General features: G+C 69.0%; 25 protein-coding genes. 12 read left to right on the forward strand and 13 right to left on the reverse strand.

All coding sequences use genetic code 11. The features are described 5' to 3' along the window. Positions 1-74: 74 nt before the first annotated feature. The 7 genes from ABZ321_RS35095 to ABZ321_RS35125 all read left to right on the forward strand — a co-directional run bounded on the left by ABZ321_RS35095 (position 75) and on the right by ABZ321_RS35125 (position 4,022). Positions 75-959 (forward strand): hypothetical protein, encoded by an 885-nt coding sequence (locus ABZ321_RS35095; protein ID WP_344511260.1) that lies wholly within the window; start codon positions 75-77, stop codon positions 957-959. Between the two features lie 15 nt (positions 960-974). Continuing rightward, positions 975-1,280 (forward strand): hypothetical protein, encoded by a 306-nt coding sequence (locus ABZ321_RS35100; RefSeq protein ID WP_203844309.1) that lies wholly within the window; start codon positions 975-977, stop codon positions 1,278-1,280. Between the two features lie 148 nt (positions 1,281-1,428). After that, positions 1,429-1,767, forward strand: a complete 339-nt coding sequence (locus ABZ321_RS35105) for a metalloregulator ArsR/SmtB family transcription factor (protein WP_344511255.1) — start codon at positions 1,429-1,431, stop codon at positions 1,765-1,767. Next, positions 1,764-2,246, forward strand: a complete 483-nt coding sequence (locus ABZ321_RS35110) for an SRPBCC domain-containing protein (RefSeq protein WP_354899387.1) — start codon at positions 1,764-1,766, stop codon at positions 2,244-2,246. The genes ABZ321_RS35105 and ABZ321_RS35110 overlap by 4 nt, the downstream gene beginning before the upstream one ends. Before the next feature lie 298 nt (positions 2,247-2,544). Continuing rightward, the gene (locus ABZ321_RS35115) at positions 2,545-3,153 is read left to right on the forward strand and encodes an NUDIX domain-containing protein (protein ID WP_354899390.1); all 609 of its coding nucleotides are present in this window, start codon (positions 2,545-2,547) and stop codon (positions 3,151-3,153) included. Then, the gene (locus ABZ321_RS35120; protein ID WP_354899393.1) at positions 3,140-3,361 is read left to right on the forward strand and encodes a hypothetical protein; all 222 of its coding nucleotides are present in this window, start codon (positions 3,140-3,142) and stop codon (positions 3,359-3,361) included. Before ABZ321_RS35115 ends, ABZ321_RS35120 begins: the two co-directional genes overlap by 14 nt. Then, on the forward strand, positions 3,354-4,022 hold the full coding sequence (locus tag ABZ321_RS35125; RefSeq protein WP_354899396.1) for a 3'-5' exonuclease: 669 nt from the start codon (positions 3,354-3,356) through the stop codon (positions 4,020-4,022). Before ABZ321_RS35120 ends, ABZ321_RS35125 begins: the two co-directional genes overlap by 8 nt. Before the next feature lie 110 nt (positions 4,023-4,132). On the opposite strand, the gene ABZ321_RS35130 is transcribed toward ABZ321_RS35125, so the two are convergent. The 8 genes from ABZ321_RS35130 to ABZ321_RS35165 all read right to left on the reverse strand — a co-directional run bounded on the left by ABZ321_RS35130 (position 4,133) and on the right by ABZ321_RS35165 (position 10,878). Continuing rightward, positions 4,133-5,419: an RNA polymerase sigma factor gene (locus ABZ321_RS35130; protein ID WP_354899399.1), complete on the reverse strand. Its 1,287-nt coding sequence runs from the start codon at positions 5,417-5,419 to the stop codon at positions 4,133-4,135. 13 nt (positions 5,420-5,432) lie between these two features. Further along, positions 5,433-5,858 carry a YciI family protein gene (locus tag ABZ321_RS35135; RefSeq protein ID WP_344511243.1) on the reverse strand — a complete coding sequence of 142 codons (426 nt, stop codon included), beginning with the start codon at positions 5,856-5,858 and terminating at the stop codon, positions 5,433-5,435. A 28-nt stretch (positions 5,859-5,886) separates the two neighbouring features. After that, on the reverse strand, positions 5,887-6,243 hold the full coding sequence (locus tag ABZ321_RS35140) for a DUF1801 domain-containing protein (protein ID WP_344511241.1): 357 nt from the start codon (positions 6,241-6,243) through the stop codon (positions 5,887-5,889). Between the two features lie 15 nt (positions 6,244-6,258). Beyond that, positions 6,259-6,807, reverse strand: a complete 549-nt coding sequence (locus ABZ321_RS35145) for a dihydrofolate reductase family protein (RefSeq protein ID WP_354899402.1) — start codon at positions 6,805-6,807, stop codon at positions 6,259-6,261. A gap of 604 nt (positions 6,808-7,411) precedes the next feature. Beyond that, the gene (locus ABZ321_RS35150) at positions 7,412-8,215 is read right to left on the reverse strand and encodes a class I SAM-dependent methyltransferase (protein WP_354899405.1); all 804 of its coding nucleotides are present in this window, start codon (positions 8,213-8,215) and stop codon (positions 7,412-7,414) included. A gap of 241 nt (positions 8,216-8,456) precedes the next feature. Beyond that, positions 8,457-9,344, reverse strand: coding sequence for a fumarylacetoacetate hydrolase family protein (locus tag ABZ321_RS35155; RefSeq protein ID WP_354899408.1), 888 nt, complete (start codon positions 9,342-9,344; stop codon positions 8,457-8,459). After that, positions 9,341-10,501, reverse strand: a complete 1,161-nt coding sequence (locus ABZ321_RS35160; RefSeq protein WP_354899411.1) for an aminotransferase class I/II-fold pyridoxal phosphate-dependent enzyme — start codon at positions 10,499-10,501, stop codon at positions 9,341-9,343. Before ABZ321_RS35160 ends, ABZ321_RS35155 begins: the two co-directional genes overlap by 4 nt. Beyond that, complete coding sequence (locus ABZ321_RS35165) at positions 10,498-10,878, reverse strand: Rid family detoxifying hydrolase (RefSeq protein WP_344511233.1); 381 nt, start codon at positions 10,876-10,878, stop codon at positions 10,498-10,500. Before ABZ321_RS35165 ends, ABZ321_RS35160 begins: the two co-directional genes overlap by 4 nt. Before the next feature lie 63 nt (positions 10,879-10,941). On the opposite strand from ABZ321_RS35165, the gene ABZ321_RS35170 reads away from it, so the two are divergent. Both ABZ321_RS35170 and ABZ321_RS35175 read left to right on the forward strand, forming a co-directional pair. Next, positions 10,942-12,390 carry a PLP-dependent aminotransferase family protein gene (locus ABZ321_RS35170; protein ID WP_354899414.1) on the forward strand — a complete coding sequence of 483 codons (1,449 nt, stop codon included), beginning with the start codon at positions 10,942-10,944 and terminating at the stop codon, positions 12,388-12,390. Positions 12,391-12,558: 168 nt separating this feature from the next. Then, the gene (locus tag ABZ321_RS35175; protein WP_354899417.1) at positions 12,559-14,277 is read left to right on the forward strand and encodes a hypothetical protein; all 1,719 of its coding nucleotides are present in this window, start codon (positions 12,559-12,561) and stop codon (positions 14,275-14,277) included. A gap of 276 nt (positions 14,278-14,553) precedes the next feature. Here the strand turns inward: ABZ321_RS35175 and ABZ321_RS35180 are convergent, their stop codons facing one another. Further along, positions 14,554-14,757: a ClpX C4-type zinc finger protein gene (locus ABZ321_RS35180; protein WP_344511227.1), complete on the reverse strand. Its 204-nt coding sequence runs from the start codon at positions 14,755-14,757 to the stop codon at positions 14,554-14,556. Between the two features lie 93 nt (positions 14,758-14,850). Here ABZ321_RS35180 and ABZ321_RS35185 point away from each other — a divergent pair, with 93 nt between their 5' ends. Next, a complete protein-coding gene (locus tag ABZ321_RS35185; RefSeq protein ID WP_344511225.1) occupies positions 14,851-15,183 on the forward strand; it encodes a hypothetical protein in 333 nt (110 codons plus the stop codon). Positions 15,184-15,707: 524 nt separating this feature from the next. On the opposite strand, the gene ABZ321_RS35190 is transcribed toward ABZ321_RS35185, so the two are convergent. Then, positions 15,708-16,412: a DUF4240 domain-containing protein gene (locus ABZ321_RS35190; RefSeq protein WP_354899421.1), complete on the reverse strand. Its 705-nt coding sequence runs from the start codon at positions 16,410-16,412 to the stop codon at positions 15,708-15,710. Between the two features lie 124 nt (positions 16,413-16,536). Beyond that, positions 16,537-16,749, reverse strand: a complete 213-nt coding sequence (locus ABZ321_RS35195) for a hypothetical protein (protein ID WP_354899423.1) — start codon at positions 16,747-16,749, stop codon at positions 16,537-16,539. Between the two features lie 182 nt (positions 16,750-16,931). Here ABZ321_RS35195 and ABZ321_RS35200 point away from each other — a divergent pair, with 182 nt between their 5' ends. Together ABZ321_RS35200 and ABZ321_RS35205 are read left to right on the forward strand one after the other, a co-directional pair. Continuing rightward, positions 16,932-17,600: an SMI1/KNR4 family protein gene (locus tag ABZ321_RS35200; RefSeq protein WP_354899426.1), complete on the forward strand. Its 669-nt coding sequence runs from the start codon at positions 16,932-16,934 to the stop codon at positions 17,598-17,600. 317 nt (positions 17,601-17,917) lie between these two features. Continuing rightward, positions 17,918-20,179, forward strand: a complete 2,262-nt coding sequence (locus tag ABZ321_RS35205) for a S8 family serine peptidase (RefSeq protein WP_354899429.1) — start codon at positions 17,918-17,920, stop codon at positions 20,177-20,179. A gap of 397 nt (positions 20,180-20,576) precedes the next feature. On the opposite strand, the gene ABZ321_RS35210 is transcribed toward ABZ321_RS35205, so the two are convergent. Then, a complete protein-coding gene (locus tag ABZ321_RS35210) occupies positions 20,577-21,200 on the reverse strand; it encodes a hypothetical protein (RefSeq protein WP_354899432.1) in 624 nt (207 codons plus the stop codon). Then, positions 21,181-21,714 (reverse strand): SigE family RNA polymerase sigma factor, encoded by a 534-nt coding sequence (locus ABZ321_RS35215; protein ID WP_354899435.1) that lies wholly within the window; start codon positions 21,712-21,714, stop codon positions 21,181-21,183. The genes ABZ321_RS35210 and ABZ321_RS35215 overlap by 20 nt, the downstream gene beginning before the upstream one ends. Between the last annotated feature and the right edge of the window lie 311 nt (positions 21,715-22,025).

The raw sequence follows: 22,025 nt of genomic DNA on the forward strand, positions 1-22,025 counted from the left end.
GATCTGCATGACCACGTGTGAACCCGCCGGACGGTTCACACGTGGTCGAGGCGGGACCACGAGAGGAGGCCGCGTTGCCCGACTTCGCCATCGACTACGGGCTGTTGCACGAGGCCAAGAAGGACCTGCACGATCTCGCCGACCGGATCGGGCCGAAGCTCGGCGACACGGTGTTCTCGCAGGTCGGCAGCATCGAATACGAGGACTCGGACGCGGTGTTCGGCAACGACGGGCTGGCTGGGTCGTTTCGCAGCCTGTACCGGATGGCCCAGCACCCGATGAGCAAGGCCGAGGACGACCTGCGGGAGCTCGGTGACATCTTCGGCGCGGTCGCCGACGGGTACTTCGACGTCGACGCCCAGATCGCCAACGGGATGGGCATGATGGGCGCCAGCCTGGACCTGGACCGCTGGAAGGACTCCAAGGACGCCTGGGACTACCTGCAGGCGCACCGCGGTGACTGCGTGCCGGGGCCGGACGGGTCGATGCCGGGCTTCTGCTCCGCGACCGACCCGGGCCCGCCGCCGACCGACTCGACGATCACGACCGAGACGGGATCGGTGCACACCCACCTGACGCTCGACGAGAACTACAACGTGATCAAGGAGGAGACCACGGTCGTCAACGGCGACCAGCGGTACACCTCGACCACCACGTATTCGGCGGATCGCACGTCGTACACGACGGACACCACCTACAGCGACGGCAGCACGACCCACTCGGTGACGACGACGGGTGAGCACGGCTCGTCGGTGACCGACACCACGGCGGGCGACGGCTCGACCACGCACACCGTCATCGCCCTGAACGAGGGCGGCGGCGGCACGATGACCGTGACCGAGAGCGACGGCACGGTGACGAAGTACACGCGCGGCGATCAGTACGCGCGCTGGGACGAGGTCGAGAAGACCACGCCCGAGGACGAGACCGACTACTCCAGCTACCCGATCGGCGTCTGACCGAAGGAGCCCGCCATGCCCAACATCTCACTCGACTACGACAAGATCGAGGCGACCTCGACCCGCCTCGACGGCGCCGTCCGCGACATCCTGCCGATGCTCGAGTCCCTGCGCAGCGACGTGTCCAACCTGCTGGAGGACGGCCTGGTCTTCCAGCAGTCCAGCCCCGCGATGAAGGAGTCCTACGACAAGTTCAACACCAGCCTCCTCGCCGCGATGAAGGGCATCAACGACTTCGCGAAGCAGTTCCGCGACATCCGCACCTCGATGGAGGAGATGGACGTCGACATGGCCGGCAAGATCCGCTCCGCCGGCTCCTGACCCACCGCCGTTGCTGGTCCGCTCCCGGGCGGACCAGCAGGTGGTCGCCGCTGATGCCCTGCGGTTCAGTCGGTGCGCGGCCCGGCAGGTCCACCCCCACGATACTTAACCCTTGCGCTAAGTATCTGGACGAAGAATACTTAGCCGCGTGGCACAGTATTCGGCGCAGCTCGACGGCGTGTTCGTCGCCCTTGCCGACCCGACCCGGCGCGGCGTCATCCAGCGCCTCGGCCGGGGCCCGGCGAGCGTCGGCGAGCTCGCCGGCGAGTTTCCGATGACCCTTCCCTCGTTCATCAAGCACCTGCGGACGCTCGAGGCCAGCGGGTTGATCCGCACGGCGAAGTCCGGACGGGTGCGCACCTGCACGCTCAACCGCGAACGCCTCGCCGTCGTCGACGACTGGCTCGCCCAGCAGCGCGGGATCTGGGAAGCGCGCACCGACCGCCTCGAACGCCTCCTCACCGATCCGAAGGAGCACCGGCAATGAATCCCGACCTCGACCCGGACCTGGACCTGGACCTGCAACGGGTGATCCGCGCGCCCCGTGCCGCCGTATGGACCGCGTGGACCGACCCGTCCCGTTTCGAGCAGTGGTGGGTCCCGGCTCCGACCCTGTGCCGCGTCGACCGCCTGGACGTGCGGCCCGGCGGCGCGCTCGTGACCCGGCTCAGCGACGACGGGGTGACGTTCGCCCCGCACCTCGACGCGTGCTTCCTCGTCGTCGACGAACTCGAGCGGATCGTGTTCACCAACGCGATCGACAGCGCTTGGCGACCCACGAACCCCTCCCCTGTCCCCATGACCGCCGAGATCACCCTGAGCGATCACCCCGACGGCACGGACTATCGCGTCATCGTCCGCCACGGCGATCCGGCCGATCGAGACCATCACGAGAAGCTCGGTTTCGCGGACGGCTGGGGCTCGGTCACCGAACAACTCGCCCGGGTCGCCGAACGCCGGGGATGAGCGGCCGTCCGCGGTACGTTCCCGTGCCCCCACGAGCCCCTTCACGCCAACACGCGTCAGGCGGTGTTGGTGACGGCCGTCAGTAGCCGCTTGAGCGGCGCGACCAGTTGATCGTCGCCGCTGGTGACCACCCGGTCGTCGCCGGCCCGGTTGTAGAGCCAGTACAACAATCCACCAGGCGGTGTCTCTGGCTGACACGGCCACCACATTGCCGTCCCAATCGTTCAGGTGAGCGGCGAACTCCTCAGGAGACCGCCGGGTAAGTTCGCCGAGAAAGCCCGTGAGCGGAGGCGGACACATGATGAGAATGGCGGCCGAGCGGCAGGCGCTGCGGGAGCTGGTTGCCGGGCTGGTTCCGTTCGACGACCGTGAAGCCGCCGACCGCGACGACGTCCTGGCGTGGATCGACAGCGGCGCCGAGGTGTACCGGCGGGTGCCGCCGGACGTTCCGCCGAAGCACCTCGTCACCTACTTCCTGCCGTACGACGAACGCACCGACCGGGTGCTCCTCGTCGAGCACCGCAAGGCCGGGCGGCTGCTCCCGCCGGGCGGGCACGTCGAACCCGACGAACACCCCTGGGTCACCGTCGCACGGGAAGCCGGGGAAGAACTCCAGGCGGCGGCGCATCCGCATCCGTGGTGGCCCGGCGGACGGCCGCTGTTCGTCACGGTCACGCAGACCGTCGGCCCGCACGTCCACACCGACTGCACCCTGTGGTTCCCGATCGCGCTGGACGCTGACCGGCCGATCACACCAGATCCGGGCGAGTTCGCCGGCTGGGACTGGTACCCCCGCGCCGAAGCCATGACCTGGCCCACCGAACGCACCGACCCGCACCTGCCGAGGTTCCTCACCAAGTTCACCCGCACCGCACCAGGCGAATGGGCTCCGCATGGCGACAGGTAGCCCACCCGGCGGGATCGGCGCCGACGTGGCCGGCCAGTACGCGATGCCGACCGTCCTGGGATTCCGCCGCCTGCATGCACCCGCCGTACGCGCTCACATCGCCGCACACGGCGGCCACGCGCTGCTGATCGAGGCGACCACCCGCCGGCAGGTCAACGAGCTCCTCGCCAGGCTCGGCAGATCCGCCTCCGGAGCTGCGGATGGTTGACCGGTACGCGACCGATCCGGCGATGCGCGCCACCACGTTCGTGGTCCTCGACTTCGAAGGTACCACCCCGACCGGAGCACCGGCCGAACCCATCGAGGTCGGCGCCGTCCTGCTCCAACTGCACGGCGGGCCGGAAGGATGGCGGCTCGGCGAGACCGGCCGGTTCGAGGCACTCATCCGGCCACCGGCCCACGCCCCGGTCACCGCGCTCGACACCCGCCAGACCGGCATCACCCCGGCGATGGTGACCGGAAGACCGGACGCCGCAACGGTCCTCAGCCAGTTCGACGCGACGCTCACCGCGCCGCCGTACGTGACGGTCGCGCATCACGCCGCCACCGAGGCCGGCATCCTGCGCCGGTACGCCACCGCCTGCCCGAGCCTCGCCACCGCCCCGATGCTCGACACGATCCGGCTCGCCCAGCACACCTGCCCCGGCCTGCCGAACTACCAGCTCGACACCGTCCTCACCCACCTCGGCATCCCGGTCCCAGCTGGACGGCACCGAGCCCTGCCGGACGCCTCGGCGACCGCCACCGCGTTGCGGCACCTGCTCACCGCCGGCAGCACCTGGCTGGCCTGGTCCCGGCTGTCGCACCTGCACGCCATCGCCGGCGCCGCACCACCGCACCAACCCGATGCCCAGCAGCCGCTGTTCTGACCACGCCGAACCCGACTGGCGCCACCTACGAACGCGTCCTGGCCTCCGACGTGCGGTACCGGATGGGGTCGACGGCCCGTCGAGGAGATGCTGTCGGGCGCGTTTCCGGCTCAGTCCGCCGGCGGCTCCTTGCCGGACTGGCCGCCGGCGTCGCGGGGGGCGAGCGCCTGCGCCATGCGGCTGAGAAGGAGTTGCCGTTCCTGTCTGGTCGGTGCGAGTTCGGCCGCGCGTTCCAGCTCGGCTGCGGCCTCGGCGTGGCGGCCGAGCCGGATGAGGATGTCCCCGCGCACCGCGCCCAGCAGGTGGTAGCCGGCCATCCGGCGGTCGGCGAGCAGTGGTCGGGTCGTGGCGAGTGCGGCTTCGGGTCCGTCGACATGGAGTACGGCGACCGCGCGGTTGAGCTCCACGACGGGTGACCGGGTGATCTGGGTGAGGGCGTCGTACAGCGCGAGGATGGCGACCCAGTCGGTGACTGCGAACGTCGCCGCGCGGGCGTGGCAGGCGGAGATGGCGGCTTGCAGCGAGAACACACCGAGGGGCCGCGCCAGGTCGAAGGCGCGGTCGAGCATGCTGAGGCCGTGCTCGATCAGCGTGCGGTCCCAGAGCCGGCGGTCCTGGTCCTCGAGCCGGACCGGGATGCCGGCAGCGTCGACACGGGTCCGGAAGCGGGAGGCCTGCAGCTCCATGAGGGCGACCAGTCCGAACACTTCGGGCTCGGTCGGGGAGAGTCCTGCGAGGACCCGTCCCATCCGCATCGCCTCGACGGCGAGGTCGGCGCGGACGAGGTTCGTGCCTGACGAGGCCGAATAGCCCTCGTTGAAGATCGCGTAGAGCACATCCAGCACCGCGCGCAGGCGTTCGGGGAGTTCCCCGGCCGACGGGGCCTCGATCGGCACCCGTGCCTCGGCCAGGGTCCGCTTGGCGCGTGAGATCCGCTGCCCGATCGTCGCAGTGGGCACGAGGAAGGCACGGGCGACCTCGTCGGTCGTCAGTCCGCCGAAGAGCCTCAGTGTGAGCGCGACCCGGGATTCGGTTGAGAGCACGGGATGGCACGTGGTGAACACCATGGTGAGCAGGTCGTCCGGGATCGGATCGAGTGCCTCGTCCGCGACATCGGCGAGTTCGCCCTCGTGCCCGGCGACGAGGAGCGGCGCCTTCTTGCGGGCCGTCTCCTCGCGCCGGGCACGGTCGATCGCCTTGTGCCAGGCGGTCTTCATCAGCCAGGCACCCGGATTCGGCGGGATGCCGTCAGCCGGCCACTGCTCCAGTGCCGACACGAACGCCTCGGACGCGAGATCCTCGGCGATGTCGAGGCTCCCGATCCGGCGGGCGAGCGTCGCGATCAACTGGGGCGCCTCGATCCGCCACAGCGCCTCGACCGACTTGCGCAGGTCCATGGCCGGGTCCGGTTCAGTCCGAGGTCGGGTCGAGCAACCGCTCGCTCTTGGCGAGCGCGTCAGCGTCGACGGTCTGGGCGAAGTCGGCCATGTCGAACAACGGCCGGATCTCCAGGATCTGCGAGTCGCCGTAGGACGGGTCGAACGGGCACCTCTTCGCCCACTCGATCGCCTCGGCCAGCGAGCTGACCTCCCAGATCCAGTAGCCCGCGATCACCTCTTTCGACTCGGTGAACGGGCCGTCGACCACCGTCGTGCCCGCTGTCGAGAACGCGACCTTCGCCCCGGCGGCGCTGGGCTGGAGTCCCTCGCCGCCGAGCATGATGCCGGCGTTGACGAGTCGTTCGTTGAAGACCCGCATCTTCTCGAACATCTCGGTCGTCGGCTCACCGTTGTCCTCATCGGCGGCATCGCCCTTGGTCATCACCATCACACGCATGAGAAGGATCCTCTCGGTTGATCTTGTCTCAGTCCAGGCCGGTGGTCCGGCGCAGCAGGCCGGCGATGAAGTCGGTGTCGACCGTGTCGCCCTCGGCGAGGTCGACGACCTTGCGGTCGCCGTTGCCCATCGACCGCAGCACTCCCGGCACCGGGTCGACCTCACCAGCACCGAACACCATGAACGAGACCTTGGCGGCGGCCACGTGCAGCACTGCGGTGTTCTGGCCGGCGAGGTTGAAGTGCGGCTTGCCGTACTGGATGGCCTCCTCGACGCCGGGGACGGTGTCGAGAACGGTCCGGCGCAGCGTCGCGCACAGGTCCTGCTGCCACGGCTTGGTCTTGGCGAGGTAATCGGTGACGTCCTGGCTCATGTCGTCGCTCATCTCGGTACTCCTGGTTCAGGCGGTGGTGACGCGGTAGGTCGACACGACCACCCCGGACTCGAAGGTGGTGGTCTCGAAGTGCTGGAGGCCGGTTCGGCTCTCAGCGCGGAACAGCGGCTCGCCACTGCCCTTGAGGACCGGGTAGGTCCAGATCTTGTACTCGTCGAGGAGGCCGGCCGTCGCGAGTGCGTCGGTCAACCGGCCGTTGCCCCAGATCAGGATGTCGGTGCCATCGTTCTCCTTGAGCGCCTTGACAGCGGTCAGCAACTCGGCGCCGGCGATGACGGTCGTCGGGTTCCAGGCGCTGGTGTCGACCGGCTGGGAGGCGACGACGTACTTGTGCATGGCGTTGACGTGGTCGGCGTACGGGTTGCCACCCATGTTGGGCCATGCCTGCGCCATGCCCTCGTAGGTGATGCGGCCCAGGATCAGCGCGTCGGCCCTGAGCGTCAGGTCCAGGGCGTACCGCATGGCCGCCGGGTCGTTGTATGCCAGCGACCACTCGTGGGGGTTGTCGATGAAGCCGTCGACAGTGGTGTAGGTCGAAGCGATGATCCGTCGCATCAGGTCTCCCCCGGTGGTGGGCCGGCTGTTCCGGCCCGCACCCGTCCTTCGCGCGACAGCGCGCCGTTTCGACATCAGAGCCAAAGAAACTTTTTTGGTTCTCCGCGTCGCCCGACACGGCCCTCGACGTCTCGCTGTTCGGTGTCGCGATCGCGGCCGGGACTGCGCTCCTCCGCATGGCCGCCGGCCTCGCCTCGGGCCGACACCACACCCACCCCGCGTTGGTGGTCTGGTCCGCGGCCATGAGTGCCGTCTTCCGGCTGCGGCTCTACGACCGTGTCCTCGGCCTCGAGGAACTCCACCCAGCTGCGGATCTGGGAACAGATCCTCGACAACACCGATATCGAGGTCTTCTACGGCAACGTCGCCATGGTCGTCAACCAACGGCCGAGCACCGAACACCATCATCGCATACGGGCGTGCGGCAGATGATCATCTGCTCTTCCTGACCGAGTCCGACACCGACCCAGGGGCACTCCGTGACGGGAGCGCTGCCCACAGAATCTCGGACGCCCCGTGCGGCCGACCATTGTTGCCCTTCAATCAGCTCCCCAGCGGGGACACGGGCGCTCCGCTGAAACCAACCGCCACTGGTCGAAGCGATTCACCGGACTCGTTGGGCGATCCTCAGCTCAGTCAGGTAGCGCTTGACAATTTGACCCCCGTAGTCCACGTCGATCAGCCGCGCGATGGAGTTCAGCAGTGCGCTCCGCTGCACGTCCGGCAAGGCACGGTGTCCGGAGTAGGTCAACAGCAGATCCAGGTAGTCAGCTGTCGAGTACGGCAGCTCCCACTCGTATCGGTAGAACTTCGCAGGCCCGAATCGCCCCGACGAGGTGAGCTCCCGATCGTCTTCGACGATGTCACGAGCAGTCTCAAGACGCAGGCCCGGTGGGGTCGACGGATCGAAGCGCTCGTAGCACTTCTGGGTCTCAACGAAGAATGCCTCGGTCCAGGTGCCGCCAGCGATGTGGTGGGTTCCCACGGTGGCCAGCAGGCCACCGAGACGCAAAGCGTCAGCAGACTTCGACACCCGCACGGCGGGGTCGATCCAGTGAAACGCGGTAGCGGAGAACACCACGTCGAACGGTTCACCGGGCAAGGGCCACTCCTCGAACGCCGCCGTAACGACCTCCACCGCGTCGAACGCGGCAAGATTTCGCCGAGCCACAGCCGCCATGTCGGTGCCCAACTCGACAGCCACGATGCGGTAGCCCCGCTCGGCCAACGGCACAGTCGCCTGCCCAGTGCCACAGCCGATTTCCAGCACTCTTGCCCCAGGCGCTACCCCGGCCGCAGCGAGATCATCAAACATCTGCACTGGGTATCGGGGGCGGGCACGGTCATACCGTGCAGCGTCCTCATTGAAGGTCTCTCGCAACCTCACGTAGTCATTGCTATCGCTCACCAACAGAGAGTACGAGCGCAGCTCCTACGACAGGCACCCAATTCTCGATGCCACGCACGGCAGGGTCCAGCAGCTCGCCCGCCTGCCGATCGTTACCGGAAAAGGGGCTCCAGCATCCATTCGTGCCATTCAATCGTGTCCGCCCAGGCAGCGGACCTGGGCCCCCGAGCACCTTGGATGGCAAAGAACAGGCGTCGCACCAGCCGGGCCATGACCTGCAGGCCCCGGCCGGGCGCGTCCGCTATGTGTCCCGTGTACGTGCAGCGTGACCGTCCTGGGTTGGCCGGGCGGCCTGGGCGATCGGGGTGTACTGCGTGCCGAGCCCGTCGATAGTGGTGGTCATCGTCTGGCCTGGTTTGAGGTAGTGGTCGGTGTCGGTGCCGAGGGCGGTTCCGGCCGGCGTGCCGGTGGTGATGATGTCGCCGGGGTGCAGCGTCATGAACTGGCTGATGTAGGCGATCAGCTGGTCGATCCGGTGGTGCATGTCGCCGGTACTGGCACGTTGCCTGGTCTCGTTGTCGACGCAGAGTTGCATGGCGAGGCCGTGCGGATCGGGGATCTCGTCGGTCGTGACGAGCCAGGGCCCGATGGGGGCGAACGTGTCGTGTGCCTTGCCCTTGTCCCAGGTGCCGCCGCGGTGCAGCTGCCACGTGCGTTCGGTGATGTCGTTGACGATGCAGTACCCGGCGACGTGGCCCATCGCCTCAGACGTCCGGGCCTGGCGCGCCGTGCGGCCGATGACGACGCCCAGCTCGACCTCGTAGTCGGTGGTCGTGCTCAGCGGCGGCAGGAGCACCGGGTCGTTCGGGCCGCTGACGGCCGACGCCGGCTTCAGGAAGAGCAGCGGCTCGTCCGGCAGGGGCATGCGGGCCTCGTCCGCGTGCGACCGGTAGTTGAGGCCGACCCCGACGATCTTGCCGACCCGGCCGAGGCACGGTCCGATGCGGGTCGGGGTCGGAACCGCTGGAAGCCGGTCGACGTCGAGCCGCGCGAGTTGCGCGAGCCGCTGCGGGGCGAGGCCATCGGGATCGATGTCGGCGATGTGCGCGGACAGGTCCCGAACCGCGCCCGCCGCGTCGAGGACGCCCGCCCGCTCGGCGCCGGGTGGTCCGTAGCGAACGAGTTTCACGACAGCGCCTGGTCGAGGTCCATGTTCAAGTCGGCCGGGTCCTCCAGGCCGACGGCGAGCCGGATGAGCCCGGCCGGCACCAGGTCCTCCACGGTCGCGCTGCCCATGCCGGACCACATCCGGGCCGGGAGGACCACCGCGGCGGTCGGCCCGCCGAAGCTCGCGGCCCGGGAGGGAAGTCGCAGGCGGGAGACCACGCGCTCGGCCGCTTCGAGCCCGCCGCGGACCTCGAAGCTGAGCACGCCTCCGGGGCCGGTCATCTGGCGGGCGATCAGCTCCGCCTGCGGGTGGTCGACGAGGCTGGGGTGGTGCACCCGGACGACGGCCGGATGCTCGGTCAGATGGGCCGCGACGGCTGAAGCCGACCGGTTGTGCTGCCGCATCCGTACCGGCAAGGTGCGCAGGCCGCGCTGCAACATCCACGCGTCGTGGGCGGACAGTGTGGCGCCGAACAGGTAGGCATCGCTCCACAGCCGGTCGGCGAGGTCGTTGGAGGTGACCGCGACGCCGGCGGTGAGGTCGCCGTGGCCGCCGAGGTACTTGGTGGCGCTGTGGAGCACGATGTCGGCCCCGAGCCCGAGCAATTGCTGGTTGACCGGTGAGCCGAGCGTGGCGTCGACCGCCAGGACCGCCCCGGCACGACGGGCCAGCGTTGCGATCGCCGCGATGTCGGTGACGCGCAGCAGCGGGTTCGTCGGCGTCTCGAGCAGCACCAATGTCGCCGGGGTGCGCAATGCCTGGTCGAACCCGGCCAGGTCGTCGTGGTGGACGAAGTCGACGCCGATGCCGAGCCGCGGAGCGATGCTGTCCAGGAAGCCGGCAGTCCCCCCGTACAGCTCGCGTTGCGCGACGACCCGCGCGCCGGTGCCGAACGCGACGATCGTCGCGGTGATCGCGGCCATGCCGGAGGCGTACAGCAGCGCCGTTTCGCCGCCCTCGAGCGCGGCGATGACCGAAGCGGTCTCGGCGTGGTTCGGGTTGCCGTAACGGGTGTAGAAGTCGATGGCCCGCCGCCGGACCGCCAGGTCGGCGAACGCGGCGGCGGTCGGAGCGGCGAACGCGGCGGTCGGATGAATCGCCGGCGCGACGTCGACGCCGACGAGTCCCCCGACAGGGCGCCGCTGGGCGGCGACGGTGTCCGCCTGCCAGGTGTTCATCGGGCCGCCACGCATTCGATCTCCACCCGCGCGCCCAGTGGCAGCGCGGCGACCGCGACGGTGCTGCGGGCCGGATACGGCCCGGGCATCACCTCGGCGAAGACCGCATTCATCGATCCGAAGTCGGCCATGTCGACGAGGAACACGTTGCACTTCACGACCGAGGCGAAGTCCAGGCCCGCCGCGTGCAGCACCTGCAGCAGGTTGGCGAACACCTGGCGGGTCTCGGCGGCGACGCCACCGCCGACGATCTCGCCGGTGGAAGGGTCCTGTCCGGTCTGTCCGGACACGTAGACGAGATCGCCAGTACCGATGACCGCATGCGAATACGGTCCGGCCGGAGGGGCGATCTGCGGGCTGGTGACAATTTCGCGCATGCAGGCCAAGGTGCTCCCGATTGGCCCTCGCCTCAAGGGCCATTTGCCGCGAAAGTGGTCCAGGTGAGCGTGCCTGATCTCGTGCCCCTGCTCGCCGACTGGCGCAGCCATCGCGGCCCCCTGCACCAGTGCCTCGCGCTCGCCGTGACATCGCTCATCGAGGCCCGGCTGCTGCGACCAGGCGACCGCCTTCCGTCCGAACGCGCGCTCGCCCGCCGTCTCGGGATCAGCCGTACCACGGTCGCCGGTGCCTACGACCTGCTGCGCCAGCGCGGAGCGGTGCACAGCGTCCGTGGGAGCGGCACGACCGTGACCGGCGACCGGACCTTGCGGCACGATCCGGCCATCGCGGCCCTGGCGGCCAACCCGTTCATCCGCAGCACGCACCCACGGCATTCGACCGACTCCGTCGACCTCACGGTCTGCCGGTTCGACCCGCCCACGATCCTGGCCGAGACGCTCGCCCACTCCGCCGACACCCTGCTCGACCTGATCGGCAGCGGACACGACACGGCGGGCCTGCCGGAACTACGATCCGCACTCGCCGACCACCTCACCGGTCACGGTCTGCCCACCCAGCCGTCACAGCTGCTGATCACCACCGGCTCCCAACAGGCGCTGGCGCTCATCGCCTCCGATCTCGAACGCAACGACCGCGTCATGATCGAGGACCCCACCTACTTCGGCGCGCTGCACGCCTACCTCCAGCGCCGCGCCAGACTGCTGCCGTGCAGCGTCGATCACCTCGAGCGGGCCGCCGGTCTCGCCGCGAACGAGCACCGGGTGGATCTCGTCCATGTCACGTCCGCCGTGCACAACCCCACCGGCCGCCAGCTCGACGACGCGACCGGCCGACGGGTCGTCGAGCTGGCCGGACGTTGGGGCGCCACCCTCGTCGACGACCAGGCCCTGCGGTTCCTCGCCGACCGGCCGCCGCCCTTCCTCGCCACGCACGACCCCCACGCGGACATCATCACCATCGGCACGTTCAGCAAAGTGCTGTGGTCCGCCCTGCGAGTCGGCTGGCTCCGCGCACCGGCGCCGGCAATCGCCCGGTTCAGCGCGCGCAAGGCCGCGCTCGACCTCGCCACACCCGCCCTCGACCAGGCGCTCGTCCTGCACTGCCTGCCACACATCGACGCGCTCGCCGCACACCGGCGCCAGCAGCTCACACATCAACGCACCCACCTGCGGCGCCGGCTCCGACAAGACCTCCCCCTCTGGCACGACGCGAGCGGCGACAGCGGACCGTTCCTCTGGGTCCGCACCCACCTCGACGACGCCGACCCCATCGTGCAAGCCGCCGCCAGAGTCCAGGTCGGCATCACCGCCGGGCGCACCCTGACCCCGACCGACCGCTGGAACTCCCACATCCGGATCGCCGTCACGACCACCGACACCGCCCTCGACGCCGCAGTCGACCGACTCGCCGATCTCGCCCGCACCTTCGACGACGGTGCGCCGCTTACGGCGCCGGCTTCGTCGATGACCACGCATCGTCTGCGCCCCTGACTCACCGCAACACAGCGTGACGATCGCCGGGCCGGCTGCTGAAAACTTGCCTGCCGCCGTTCGTATCAGGACCGTGCCCGGCTCCGTCCTCCCCCCCGGATGCCAGTGAAACGGACGAGGGAGACCGACATGAACGGCAATCGTGCTCAGGGTCGTTGGCGGCGCGCGATGGCTCGCGCAGCCGTGGTGATGCTCGGAACGGCCGGCCTGGTCGTCGTGGGTGCCGGCGCGGCGCAGGCCGCCTCGGCGGAGTTTCAGGCCTGCACCAACGCGGGCGGGCAGCCGGTCTCGCTCGCCCGGGGCTGGATCACGCAGTGCACCCTGGGCAAGGGCACCCACACGTACACCGCGCCGCCTGGCGCCCGTACGGTCACCTTCGACCTGTACGGCGCGCAGGGCGGCAACCCCGACGGTGGGGTGCCCGGCTCCGGCGGTGCGGTCCGCGGCACCCTGCCCACATCCGGCGACACGTTTCAGATCAACGTCGGCGGCCAGGACGGCAGCAGCGGCCCATTCGTCGCCTACCAGCGGGTCGTGCACGAGGCCGGCTCGGCCGGCGTCCACATGGAGGACGGGCCGCAGCCCTTCGCCGGCGGCGCGAGCTCGGTGGGGCCGACCACCGGCAGCGGCGGCGGCGCCACGGTCCTGTTCGCCGCGGGCGCTCCGCTGACGCAGCCGCTGCTCGTGGCCGGCGGCGGCGGTGGCGCGGGCAACCACGGATTGATCTTCACCGCCAGAACCGGAAGCAATGAGTGGTCCCTCTTCCCGTACGGCGCCAACGGCGGCAATGGCGGCCTTGCCACCACGAACGGGCAGTCGGGCGGCAACCTCACCCAGTGCGGCCCGGCCGGCAGGTGCCAGACCCTGGTGCCGGGCGGTGGCGGCGGCTACGGCGGGTCCGCCGGCGGGGGCGGCGGCACGTGCGCGGCGAACTGCAGCACCGCCCCGGCCGGCCGCGACGTCGGCCTCGGCCAGGGTGGCGAGGGCGGCTCAGGCGGCTGGGGCAACGGGGGCGGCGGCGGGGGCGGCTACATCGGCGGCGGCGCCGGCGGCTCCAGCATGAACCATTCCAGCTACGGCGTGAGCGGTACTGGCGGCGGTGGCGGCGGCACGAGCTGGGCCTCCCCGACCGTCACGAACGTCAGCTACCGCGACGGCGTCCGCACCGGCGACGGCGCGGCCGTCATCACCACCACGAACGCGAACTTCGGCAAGTACAACGCGAACGGCTTCGCGTTCGGCGCAGGCGAGGTCTTCATCTCCGGCGCGGCGTACACCACCGACAACTTCGCCCTGATCATGCAGACCGACGGCAACCTGGCCATCTACAACCGCGACGGCGGCGTGGTCTGGTCGTCCGGCACGAACGGCTGGCCCGGCGCCCTGGCGCAGCTGCAGACCGGCGGCAACTTCGTCATCTGGCCGTACCTGAACGCGGTCAACCCGAGCTGGACGACCGGCACCAGCAGCACGGGCAACCAGCTGCGCTTCAGCCCCAACGGCACCCTCACCGTCACCAACGCCGCCGGCACCCAGATCTGGACCACCACCAACGTCTTCACCGCGGGTATGACGCTCCAGCCCGGCACGCAGTACTACGCGCAGAACGGCTACTACACGCTGCTCATGCAGAGCGACGGCAACCTGGTCGAGTACAACCGGTTCGGCCAGCCGCTCTGGGCCTCGAACACGGCGGGGTACCCGGGCGCCACCGCGACCATGCAGGGCGACGGCAACTTCGTCATCTACCAGGCCGGCCGCCCCCTGTGGGCCACCGGCACCAACGGCAGGGGCGGCACCATGTTCGCCTTCCAGGGCGACGGCAACCTGGTCGTGTACACGGCCGCCGGCGCCGCGATCTGGGCCAGCAACACCGCGGGCAGATAGCCACGTGGCCCGGTGGGAAACCGCCGGGCCACGTGCAATGCAACGTTCTCAGCGATGGACGCCAGAGCTGGCGACCATCGGCTCACCCGCGACTTCTATCGACGAGTCGATGGCACCCGGCACCTCGACTCATCCGCCTGACCGGCGTGAGCACGCCGCGGCGTAGAGCGAATCACTCAGTCGCCGACAGGGCGTGACCAATGCGTTAGGCACCTGATCGGGGCACTCCGTCGCGGCGCTCAACGGGCCATGAGCGGATGGTTCGACATCGGATTGCTAGCTCTTCAACGGCCAGCGCTGAGACCAGCCGCCGTGCGGTGGTGTCAGCCCGACCTCCTGGTCGAAGATCTCGGCGCACTTCGCGACGCACACCTGGCAGATGATCGGCCCGGCCTCGGTGGCTACAACCCGGACATGCCGGTTGTGGCGGCCGCACAGAGAACAGGTGACGTCGCTGAACTTGGACGGATCATCCACCACCCGACGAGAGTATCGGCCTCGGGGCAGCGAGCGTTGTCCGCGGCATGAGCGTGCGGCCGAAGGGACTCGCTCGAGATAGGGCAAACTTCGTTCATGACCAACGGAACCCAGGTGTCCTTGGCAGACCTCCGGAAGGCCCTGACGCAGCTACTCGACGCGGTCGAACGGCAGCACGGGCCGACTGTCGACTTGAAGGCGGACTACTACTGGACCATCGGTCCGGCGGACGCGTTCCGCTTCGATATCACCGGCTGTCCCGAGCCCACAGTGGGCACGTTGACCGACGATGTCCAATCCATGCGAGACATCCTGAAGACAACGCACGACGAGCCGATAGCCGTGTGGCATGACCTGGCCCACGTCATCGGCATCCTCAACCGACTCGCCGCACTCGACCTGCCGGGGACGGTCAATGGTCGCCTCTGACTCACCAGCCTGCGACGCACAGGCGAGCGCATCGTGTCAGGTCCGGACGTCTGGCCTGGCCGATTGATTGTGGTAACGGTGATGATGATCTACGCTGCCGAATCGTGAGCCTGCGAGTCCTGTCCATGCGCATCTGCGCCGCCGTCACCGGTGTTGTCACCTCGACCGCCGCTGGCGCTCCGGCCTAGGCCGGCGGCTCCGGGGCACAAGGGTCCAGAGACGCAGCGGAAGATATCGCATACTCGCTCGGCCGCCTGACCAGCACCCTGTGCTGCATCGCAGTCGTTGTCGGCGTTGTCGTCTTCTTGGTCCGCCGCAACAGGCGCTGACGACCCACACCACCCAGAGCGCAAACACCGAGATTGACCAGCACCCAGCTGGCCCGGGCCTGCGGCGCGCCCTTGGGCACGCTACCAATCAGCGGCGCTCCGTCCTGCCACAATGATCGGCCCGACCAAGCCGTCAAAGATCCCTGAGCATTGAGGGCCGAGGCGGGCTCCGTCAGCGGCATGAGTGCTCGCTCGTCACGGAGTCCTGGGCGGTATCCCGCGGAAGAACTCGGCCAACGTTCGGCCGGACTCTGCGAGCTGTCGTTCGAGGCCCTCCTTCGCTTGCATGAGGGAGGCTTGCGCGGCCTCGGGCGTGGCCTGGGATGGACCGGCCTGTGGAAACATCGCGGCGAGTCGCGGCAGCCGCTGACGGGACTCTGCCGGGTCGTGGTGATCCCAGCGTTCTTCCTCGACGGGCTGCGGCATTGGCTCGGCGGTGGTCAGCCGGGACGTCTGCGCGTGGTAGATACTCGCGCAGTCACCGTAACGGCGCTCGTACTCATGGACGGCAACGAACTCCAGTTCCTCCCAATAGGGCCATTCCTCTTCCGCCCAGGTGCGCGAGTGCCGGCCGGCCAGGCGCTGTACCTCTGGCTGGTCAGCGAGCCGGTCAGGGTCGTCAGCAACCCGGTCGAACACGACGGGACCAAGTCCGACCAGCCACGCGCGGAATCCGCTGAAACCATCATCGCTGCACCCGTCCTGGATCAGGCTGGCCGCGTGCCACATCAACCAGGTGCTCACCCGATCTGTCTGGGCGTCGAGGTGATCCTGGAAGTCGATCAATTCTTCATCCGCGAGCCCGGTCAGTGCCTCTGCGAGCGAGTCGCCTCGCTCGATCGGACCGGTGGTTTCCTGCGCCGAGCGCTCGATGAGCGCCCAGAATCCAGCAAGATCCATGTGCCGCATTATGTCGTACGAGACGCACGCTCATCGGCATGTCTGCGCACCGGATGGCGCAGGACGCCCGTCACACCGAGTGATGGGCCTACGCGCTCGGTCGGCGGCAGATCCGGAAACGTGATCAAGCGGTCGGGGCGGCCTCTGTTATCCGGTTGGCGTTCTCGGAGAAGGCCTCGAGACTAAGGACCATGTTGGACTGGCGCTGTCCCGGCTGCGGCGTACGTTGCCGGACAAGTCTTCCTGACCGCGTCAACACGGTGTGCAGCTTCTGTGCCGCCGCCGTGACCTGGGAGCGGCTGCCGGCCAGCACGCAGACGATGATCGACGACGCCATCCGTCGCGGCAACATACCGGGCCTCCTTGCGATGCGTGCAGCCGATCCGCCCATCAAGTTGCCCCATGCGGCGGACGTACTCGCGCTCCGGCATAGAGCAGGCATCCACCACGACGCCTCACGCTGACAGCTTCGGGCTCCATGAACCGACCGGAGCGCCAGCCGCCGGGGCATGTCGCAGGTTGGGCGACGAGCGCCTCGCGGCATGTGCGGATGGCGCTCGCCTGGTACGCCACAACGGTGAATCATCGATCCGACACGCCGCCCTGGCGCGGCTGGCGGCGACCGACGGCGAGGGCAGCGTGGAGTTCACGGTTCGGGACGTGATGGACCGGGCGGCAGCCGTCGGCCGTGACGTGGAACTGGCCGACGTCCATGGGATCTTTCGGCACGGCGGTCCCAACCCGGGCGCGGATCCTACGGAACTGGCTGCGCTCAGGCAGCGCGTCGACCTGCCCCCGTCGTACGTGGAGTTTCTGACTTACTGCGATGGATGGGTCGGGCTCGACGGGCAGACGGACATGTTCCCGATCGCCGAGCTGCTCGACGGGCCGGCGACCGAACGAGCATGGGTGATCGTCGAGGCGTACGACGAGGGCAGCGGCTGGCAGTTCGGGTTCTCCCGCGATCGATACGTCGTCATCGGTGCGGCCGAGTCGAGCCTGAGCGTCGTCCTGCTCGACATCACATCGGCGCCCCAGGTGTGCTGGCTCACCCAAGGGGGCGTGGAGGACTTCCCGACCCTCGACGCCCTCATGACGACTGCCACCGAATACCAGCTGGAGACCCTCGCCGCCCTGCAGGCGGACCCGTGGCTGGGCATCGCAGACGATGACGGCAGGACGCACTGACATCGGCATGGTCGGAAGCCCGGCTCGTTTAAGTCACTCACCGTCGATAGCACCCTGGCTGGCGCCGAGCACCCGCAGGACGTGCGCGAGAGGCTGCGCCGACCCGCCTGAGACCTTCTTTCCGTCACGGCGTGATCACAGAGACGATATCGCCCGGGATGGGTCCGCGCGCCTAGTCTCTCCTTATTCTGATCACCCGTGGCGTGAGCGGTCGATGCCCGCCGGGTGATCCCTCATGGGGAGGAACCACCATCAACACAGAGGGCACGCAGAGTGCTGTCCACAGCCGGCTCGCGCGTGGGCCGCGGCGCTGGGCCATGGTGGGCGTCTCGACGCTCGCCGCCGCGGGTGTCGTGCTCGTCTCGGGCGCGCCAGCGTCGGCGGAAGCGGTGAAGCCGGCCGCGGGTGAGGTGCTGGGCAACCAGGAGCAGAGCCTGCCGGGCAGCTACATCGTCCAGCTGAAGAACACCGCCTTCGGCGGTCTCAACACGGCGCAGGCGAAGGCCAACGTCGCCACCGCGGCCCGGGCGCTGACGACCCGGCACGGCGGCAAGATCACCAACGAGTACAGTGTCACGCTGAAGGGCTTCGCGGTCGGCGGGCTCTCCGAGGACCAAGTCGCACGCCTGGCGGCCGACCCGTCGGTGGCGTCCGTGTCGCGCGATGCGTTACAGCACAAGTCGGACACTCAGCAGTCCCCGGTCTTGAACCTGGACCGGATCGACCAGCGCCAGTCAGCGCTGGACTCCGCGTACACGTATCCGAACACGGCGTCGTCGGTGACGGCGTACGTCCTCGACACCGGGTTGTACAAGGAGCACACCGAATTCGGTGGCCGGGCGTCGTGGGGCCGCAACTTCGTCGACCGGGTGGCGAACCCGATCCCGGACACCCCGTACAACACGCCCGAGCACAATCTGCCCGACAACGTGTCCGACTGCAACGGGCACGGCACGCACGTAGCCGGCACGCTCGGCGGCACCAGGTACGGCGTGGCCAAGGAAGTCAAGATCGTCGCCGTCCGGGTGCTGGACTGCTACGGCTACGGCTGGACCTCCGAGGCCCTCGCCGGCGTCGAGTGGGTGACGGCCAACGCTGCGAAGCCGGCCGTGGTCAACGTGAGTTTCGGCGGCAGCGGCGTCGACCCGGCGGAGGACGAGGCGATCCGCACGTCGATCGCGTCAGGCCTGACCTATGCCATCGCCGCCGGCAACGGCGACGAGACCGTCAACCCGATCGACGCCTGCAGCCAGTCGCCGGCCCGGCTCCCCGAGGCGCTGACGGTCGGGGCGTCGTTTCGGTACGGCAACGACGACGTCCCCGTCAGCTGGTCGAACTACGGACCGTGCGTGGACCTCTATGCACCGGGCGGTTACGTCAGATCTGCCTGGAACGACTCGAGCTCCGGCACCAGGGACCTGCACGGCACGTCGACAGCCGCCGCGCACGTGGCCGGTGCGGCCGCGCTGATCCTGCAGGCGAACCCGGCCTACACGCCCGCACAGGTCAGCCGCGCGATCGTTCAGGGCGCCACGTCAGGCGCGCTGAACATGGGCGTGATGTACCCGCCACACGCCGTGAACAGCACCGCGAACCGCCTGCTGTACGTCCGTCAGAACACCCCGCCGAAGATCGCGTCGAAGCCGGCCGGCATCAACAACCAGCGCTTCGGCACGACCGAGGTCTACGGCCGCACCACGGACAACAAGATCGTGTACGCGTACAGGGCCGGCGCGAACTGGTCGGAGTGGGCCGACCTGGACGGCAACGCGCAGGGCGACCCGGCTCCGCTGTACAACCCCCGCTTCGACACGACCGAGGTCTATGCCCGCACGTCGAGCAACACCCTCGCGTACCGCTACTACCAGAACGGCTGGTCCGGCTGGATCGACCTCGGCGGTGACCTGGCCGGCAGCCCGGCCATCCTGTACAACCCGCGCTTCGGGACGACTGAGGTGTACGCCCGGTTCGCAGACGGCACCCTGAACTACCGTTACTACTCCAACGGCTGGTCGCAGTGGTTCAGCCTGGGCGGCAACGTCGCCAGCGACCCGGCACTGCTCTACAACCCGAAGTTCGGCACCACCGAAGCCTACGTCCGCACCACGGACAACAAGCTGCAGTACCGGTACTACTCAGCGGGCTGGTCCGACTGGCTCGACCTGGGCGGCACCCTCGCCGGCAACCCGGGCGTCATCTACAACCCGACCTACGGCACCACCGAGGTGTACACCCGCACGTCGACCAACACCCTCGCCTACCGGTACTACTACAACGGGTGGGCGAACTGGATCGGCCTGGGCGGCAGCCTCGCCAGCGACCCCGGAGTCATCTACAACCCGAAGTTCGGCACCACCGAAGCCTACGCAGCGACCACCGGCGGCCAGACCCAGTACGTGTACTACTACAAGGGCTGGTCCGGCTGGAACAACATCGGCGGCGCCGCCGCATCAGCACCCTCGGCGATCTACAACGCGTCCAACCGCACGACGCAGGTCTACACCCGCAGCGGCGACAACCACGTCAACTTCGCCGAGTACAACAACGGCTGGGCCCCCTGGCTCGACGTCTCAGCGTGACACGACAGCACCGCTCGGCACCCCACACAGGGTGCCGGGCGGTGTGCCGTTCACCGACAGGTGACGTCCCTCGCGGGCAGCGCGCCGTCGAGGAGGCAGCGCTCGCCCGTCCACGTCGCCACAGACCCCTGACGGACAGCCCAACATCCCAAGATCACGTGCTCGCTCATCGGCATGGTCGTGCGCACGACCGGCAGGTCCCCGGTCTGTCAGGCCGTGTACAGACCGGGACGATGGCCAGCGCGCCGCAGCGCCCGATCGGCGGCAAAGTAATGCACGTGATGTTGAGGCGAGCGACTTCCCTGAGGAGGACTACGAGCGGAAGTTGGCCCGACCGTTTCCAGCACGGCGACCTCTGCACGACCGACCGTCGCGGCCTCGTGTACGCCGGTGCGGCTCAGCCGATGAACATGATCAGGCCGGTGCAGGTCGTCGTCCACCCTGGGCGATCTTCAAGCCGCAGCGGCAGCTCGAAGACCCGGTTCCCGTCCGGGTCGGTCACGACTCCCCCATCGCTTGCGGGCCTGAGTTGGCCGTGGAAGTCGTCCGGCGGGATCATGCCGAAGCCGCCCGGCTTGGTCCGAAAGTCGAAGTCCGCCGGGATGCCGACGAACCGGAACACGTAGACGCCGGGGCCGGTCAGGTCGACCGGCTCGGAGGCGAGCGCCCAATCGGTACCGTTCGCCGGATTCTGGTAGTACGGCGACGCGCTGCGCGTCATCTCGGTCTTCTGGGTGATGATCTGCTGGACCTTCTGCAGCGGGTCGACGGTGGTGCAGGGCGCGACGGACGGCGCCTTGTCCAGCGGTACGACGTGCGCCCGTGGCCGGGCGTCCAGCTGTGTCACGGCGACGGCCACCGCCACGGTCATCACCGCCGTGGCTGCGGCCGCGCCGGCCAAGGCCGCGCGCCGCCGTCCCTGCAGCCGGCGGCCCGCGGCGACGGCGTCCTCGACGTCGTACGGAGCCGGCGGCATGGTCGCCTTGGCGTCCCGGAGGAGCTCAGACAGGTCGGATCTCATGATGTACCTCCGCATCCTCATCGGCCACGAGCTCGACGCCCAGGATCTGGCGGAGCCCGTCGAGCCCGCGTGACGTGTACCCCTTGACCGTTCCCTCAGGGCATGCCAGCACCTCGGCGCTCTGCTGAACGCTCAGGCCCTCCAGATACCGCAGCACCAGCACCGCCCGATGCCGCGGCGGCAGCTTCAGCAGCGCCGCCCGGATCCGAAGCCGCTCGTCGACGACGCTGGTGCCGTCGTCGGGGCCGGGCGGATCGGGCATGGCGTGGCCGACCGACTCCTCCCGCCGCCACCACGGCCGCCGGGTCTCGTCGATCGCCGCGCGTACCACGGCGGTACGGGCATAGGCGAGCGGGTTGTCGATGTGCCGCCACCGCACGTAGAGCCGGGCGAGAACGGTGAGAACCGCGTCCTCGCCGGTCTGCCAGTCGCCGCACGCCAGGTACGCCAGCCCGCGCAGCGGCTCCATCTGCACCCTGACGAAGTCCCGGAACTCCGCCTCGTCGTCGCTCACACCAACTAGACGAACGCACCCGGGTCCGCGGTTACAACCTGCCGTTGATGCTCACGGTGAAACGCATAGGACCAACCCGTCGTCCCGCAACATCGCCGCCGGCTCAAACACACTGACATCGGCAGGACAGGAAGTTTTGGACTCGCCGCACTGGTCACCCGCTGTGACGTGCACGGGCCTGCCGCCGCGCACCAACGGTGGCAGATGAGGACGGGTTCGGCGTCCAGCGGTCGGCCGCTCGCGGGTCAGACCCGTGGCACACCCGCAGTACGAGCAGGCCCTGCACTCGATACGTGAATGTCTACCCAGTC

The organism is Dactylosporangium sp. NPDC006015 (genome assembly GCF_040614215.1).
GTDB lineage: Bacteria > Actinomycetota > Actinomycetes > Mycobacteriales > Micromonosporaceae > Dactylosporangium > Dactylosporangium maewongense.

Bases quoted from the DNA above. Each gene is read 5' to 3' on its own strand.
- ABZ321_RS35195 (WP_354899423.1), bottom strand. From the start codon at position 16,749: ATGGCGTCGTCGATCATCGTCTGCGTGCTGGCCGGCAGCCGCTCCCAG.
- ABZ321_RS35165 (WP_344511233.1), bottom strand. From the start codon at position 10,878: ATGCGCGAAATTGTCACCAGCCCGCAGATCGCCCCTCCGGCCGGACCG.
- ABZ321_RS35210 (WP_354899432.1), bottom strand. From the start codon at position 21,200: ATGAGATCCGACCTGTCTGAGCTCCTCCGGGACGCCAAGGCGACCATG.
- ABZ321_RS35120 (WP_354899393.1), top strand. From the start codon at position 3,140: ATGGCGACAGGTAGCCCACCCGGCGGGATCGGCGCCGACGTGGCCGGC.
- ABZ321_RS35175 (WP_354899417.1), top strand. From the start codon at position 12,559: ATGGCTCGCGCAGCCGTGGTGATGCTCGGAACGGCCGGCCTGGTCGTC.
- ABZ321_RS35160 (WP_354899411.1), bottom strand. From the start codon at position 10,501: ATGAACACCTGGCAGGCGGACACCGTCGCCGCCCAGCGGCGCCCTGTC.
- ABZ321_RS35185 (WP_344511225.1), top strand. From the start codon at position 14,851: ATGACCAACGGAACCCAGGTGTCCTTGGCAGACCTCCGGAAGGCCCTG.
- ABZ321_RS35135 (WP_344511243.1), bottom strand. From the start codon at position 5,858: ATGCGTGTGATGGTGATGACCAAGGGCGATGCCGCCGATGAGGACAAC.
- ABZ321_RS35190 (WP_354899421.1), bottom strand. From the start codon at position 16,412: ATGGATCTTGCTGGATTCTGGGCGCTCATCGAGCGCTCGGCGCAGGAA.
- ABZ321_RS35125 (WP_354899396.1), top strand. From the start codon at position 3,354: ATGGTTGACCGGTACGCGACCGATCCGGCGATGCGCGCCACCACGTTC.
- ABZ321_RS35140 (WP_344511241.1), bottom strand. From the start codon at position 6,243: ATGAGCGACGACATGAGCCAGGACGTCACCGATTACCTCGCCAAGACC.
- ABZ321_RS35110 (WP_354899387.1), top strand. From the start codon at position 1,764: ATGAATCCCGACCTCGACCCGGACCTGGACCTGGACCTGCAACGGGTG.
- ABZ321_RS35205 (WP_354899429.1), top strand. From the start codon at position 17,918: ATGGTGGGCGTCTCGACGCTCGCCGCCGCGGGTGTCGTGCTCGTCTCG.
- ABZ321_RS35115 (WP_354899390.1), top strand. From the start codon at position 2,545: ATGATGAGAATGGCGGCCGAGCGGCAGGCGCTGCGGGAGCTGGTTGCC.
- ABZ321_RS35100 (WP_203844309.1), top strand. From the start codon at position 975: ATGCCCAACATCTCACTCGACTACGACAAGATCGAGGCGACCTCGACC.
- ABZ321_RS35130 (WP_354899399.1), bottom strand. From the start codon at position 5,419: ATGGACCTGCGCAAGTCGGTCGAGGCGCTGTGGCGGATCGAGGCGCCC.
- ABZ321_RS35145 (WP_354899402.1), bottom strand. From the start codon at position 6,807: ATGCGACGGATCATCGCTTCGACCTACACCACTGTCGACGGCTTCATC.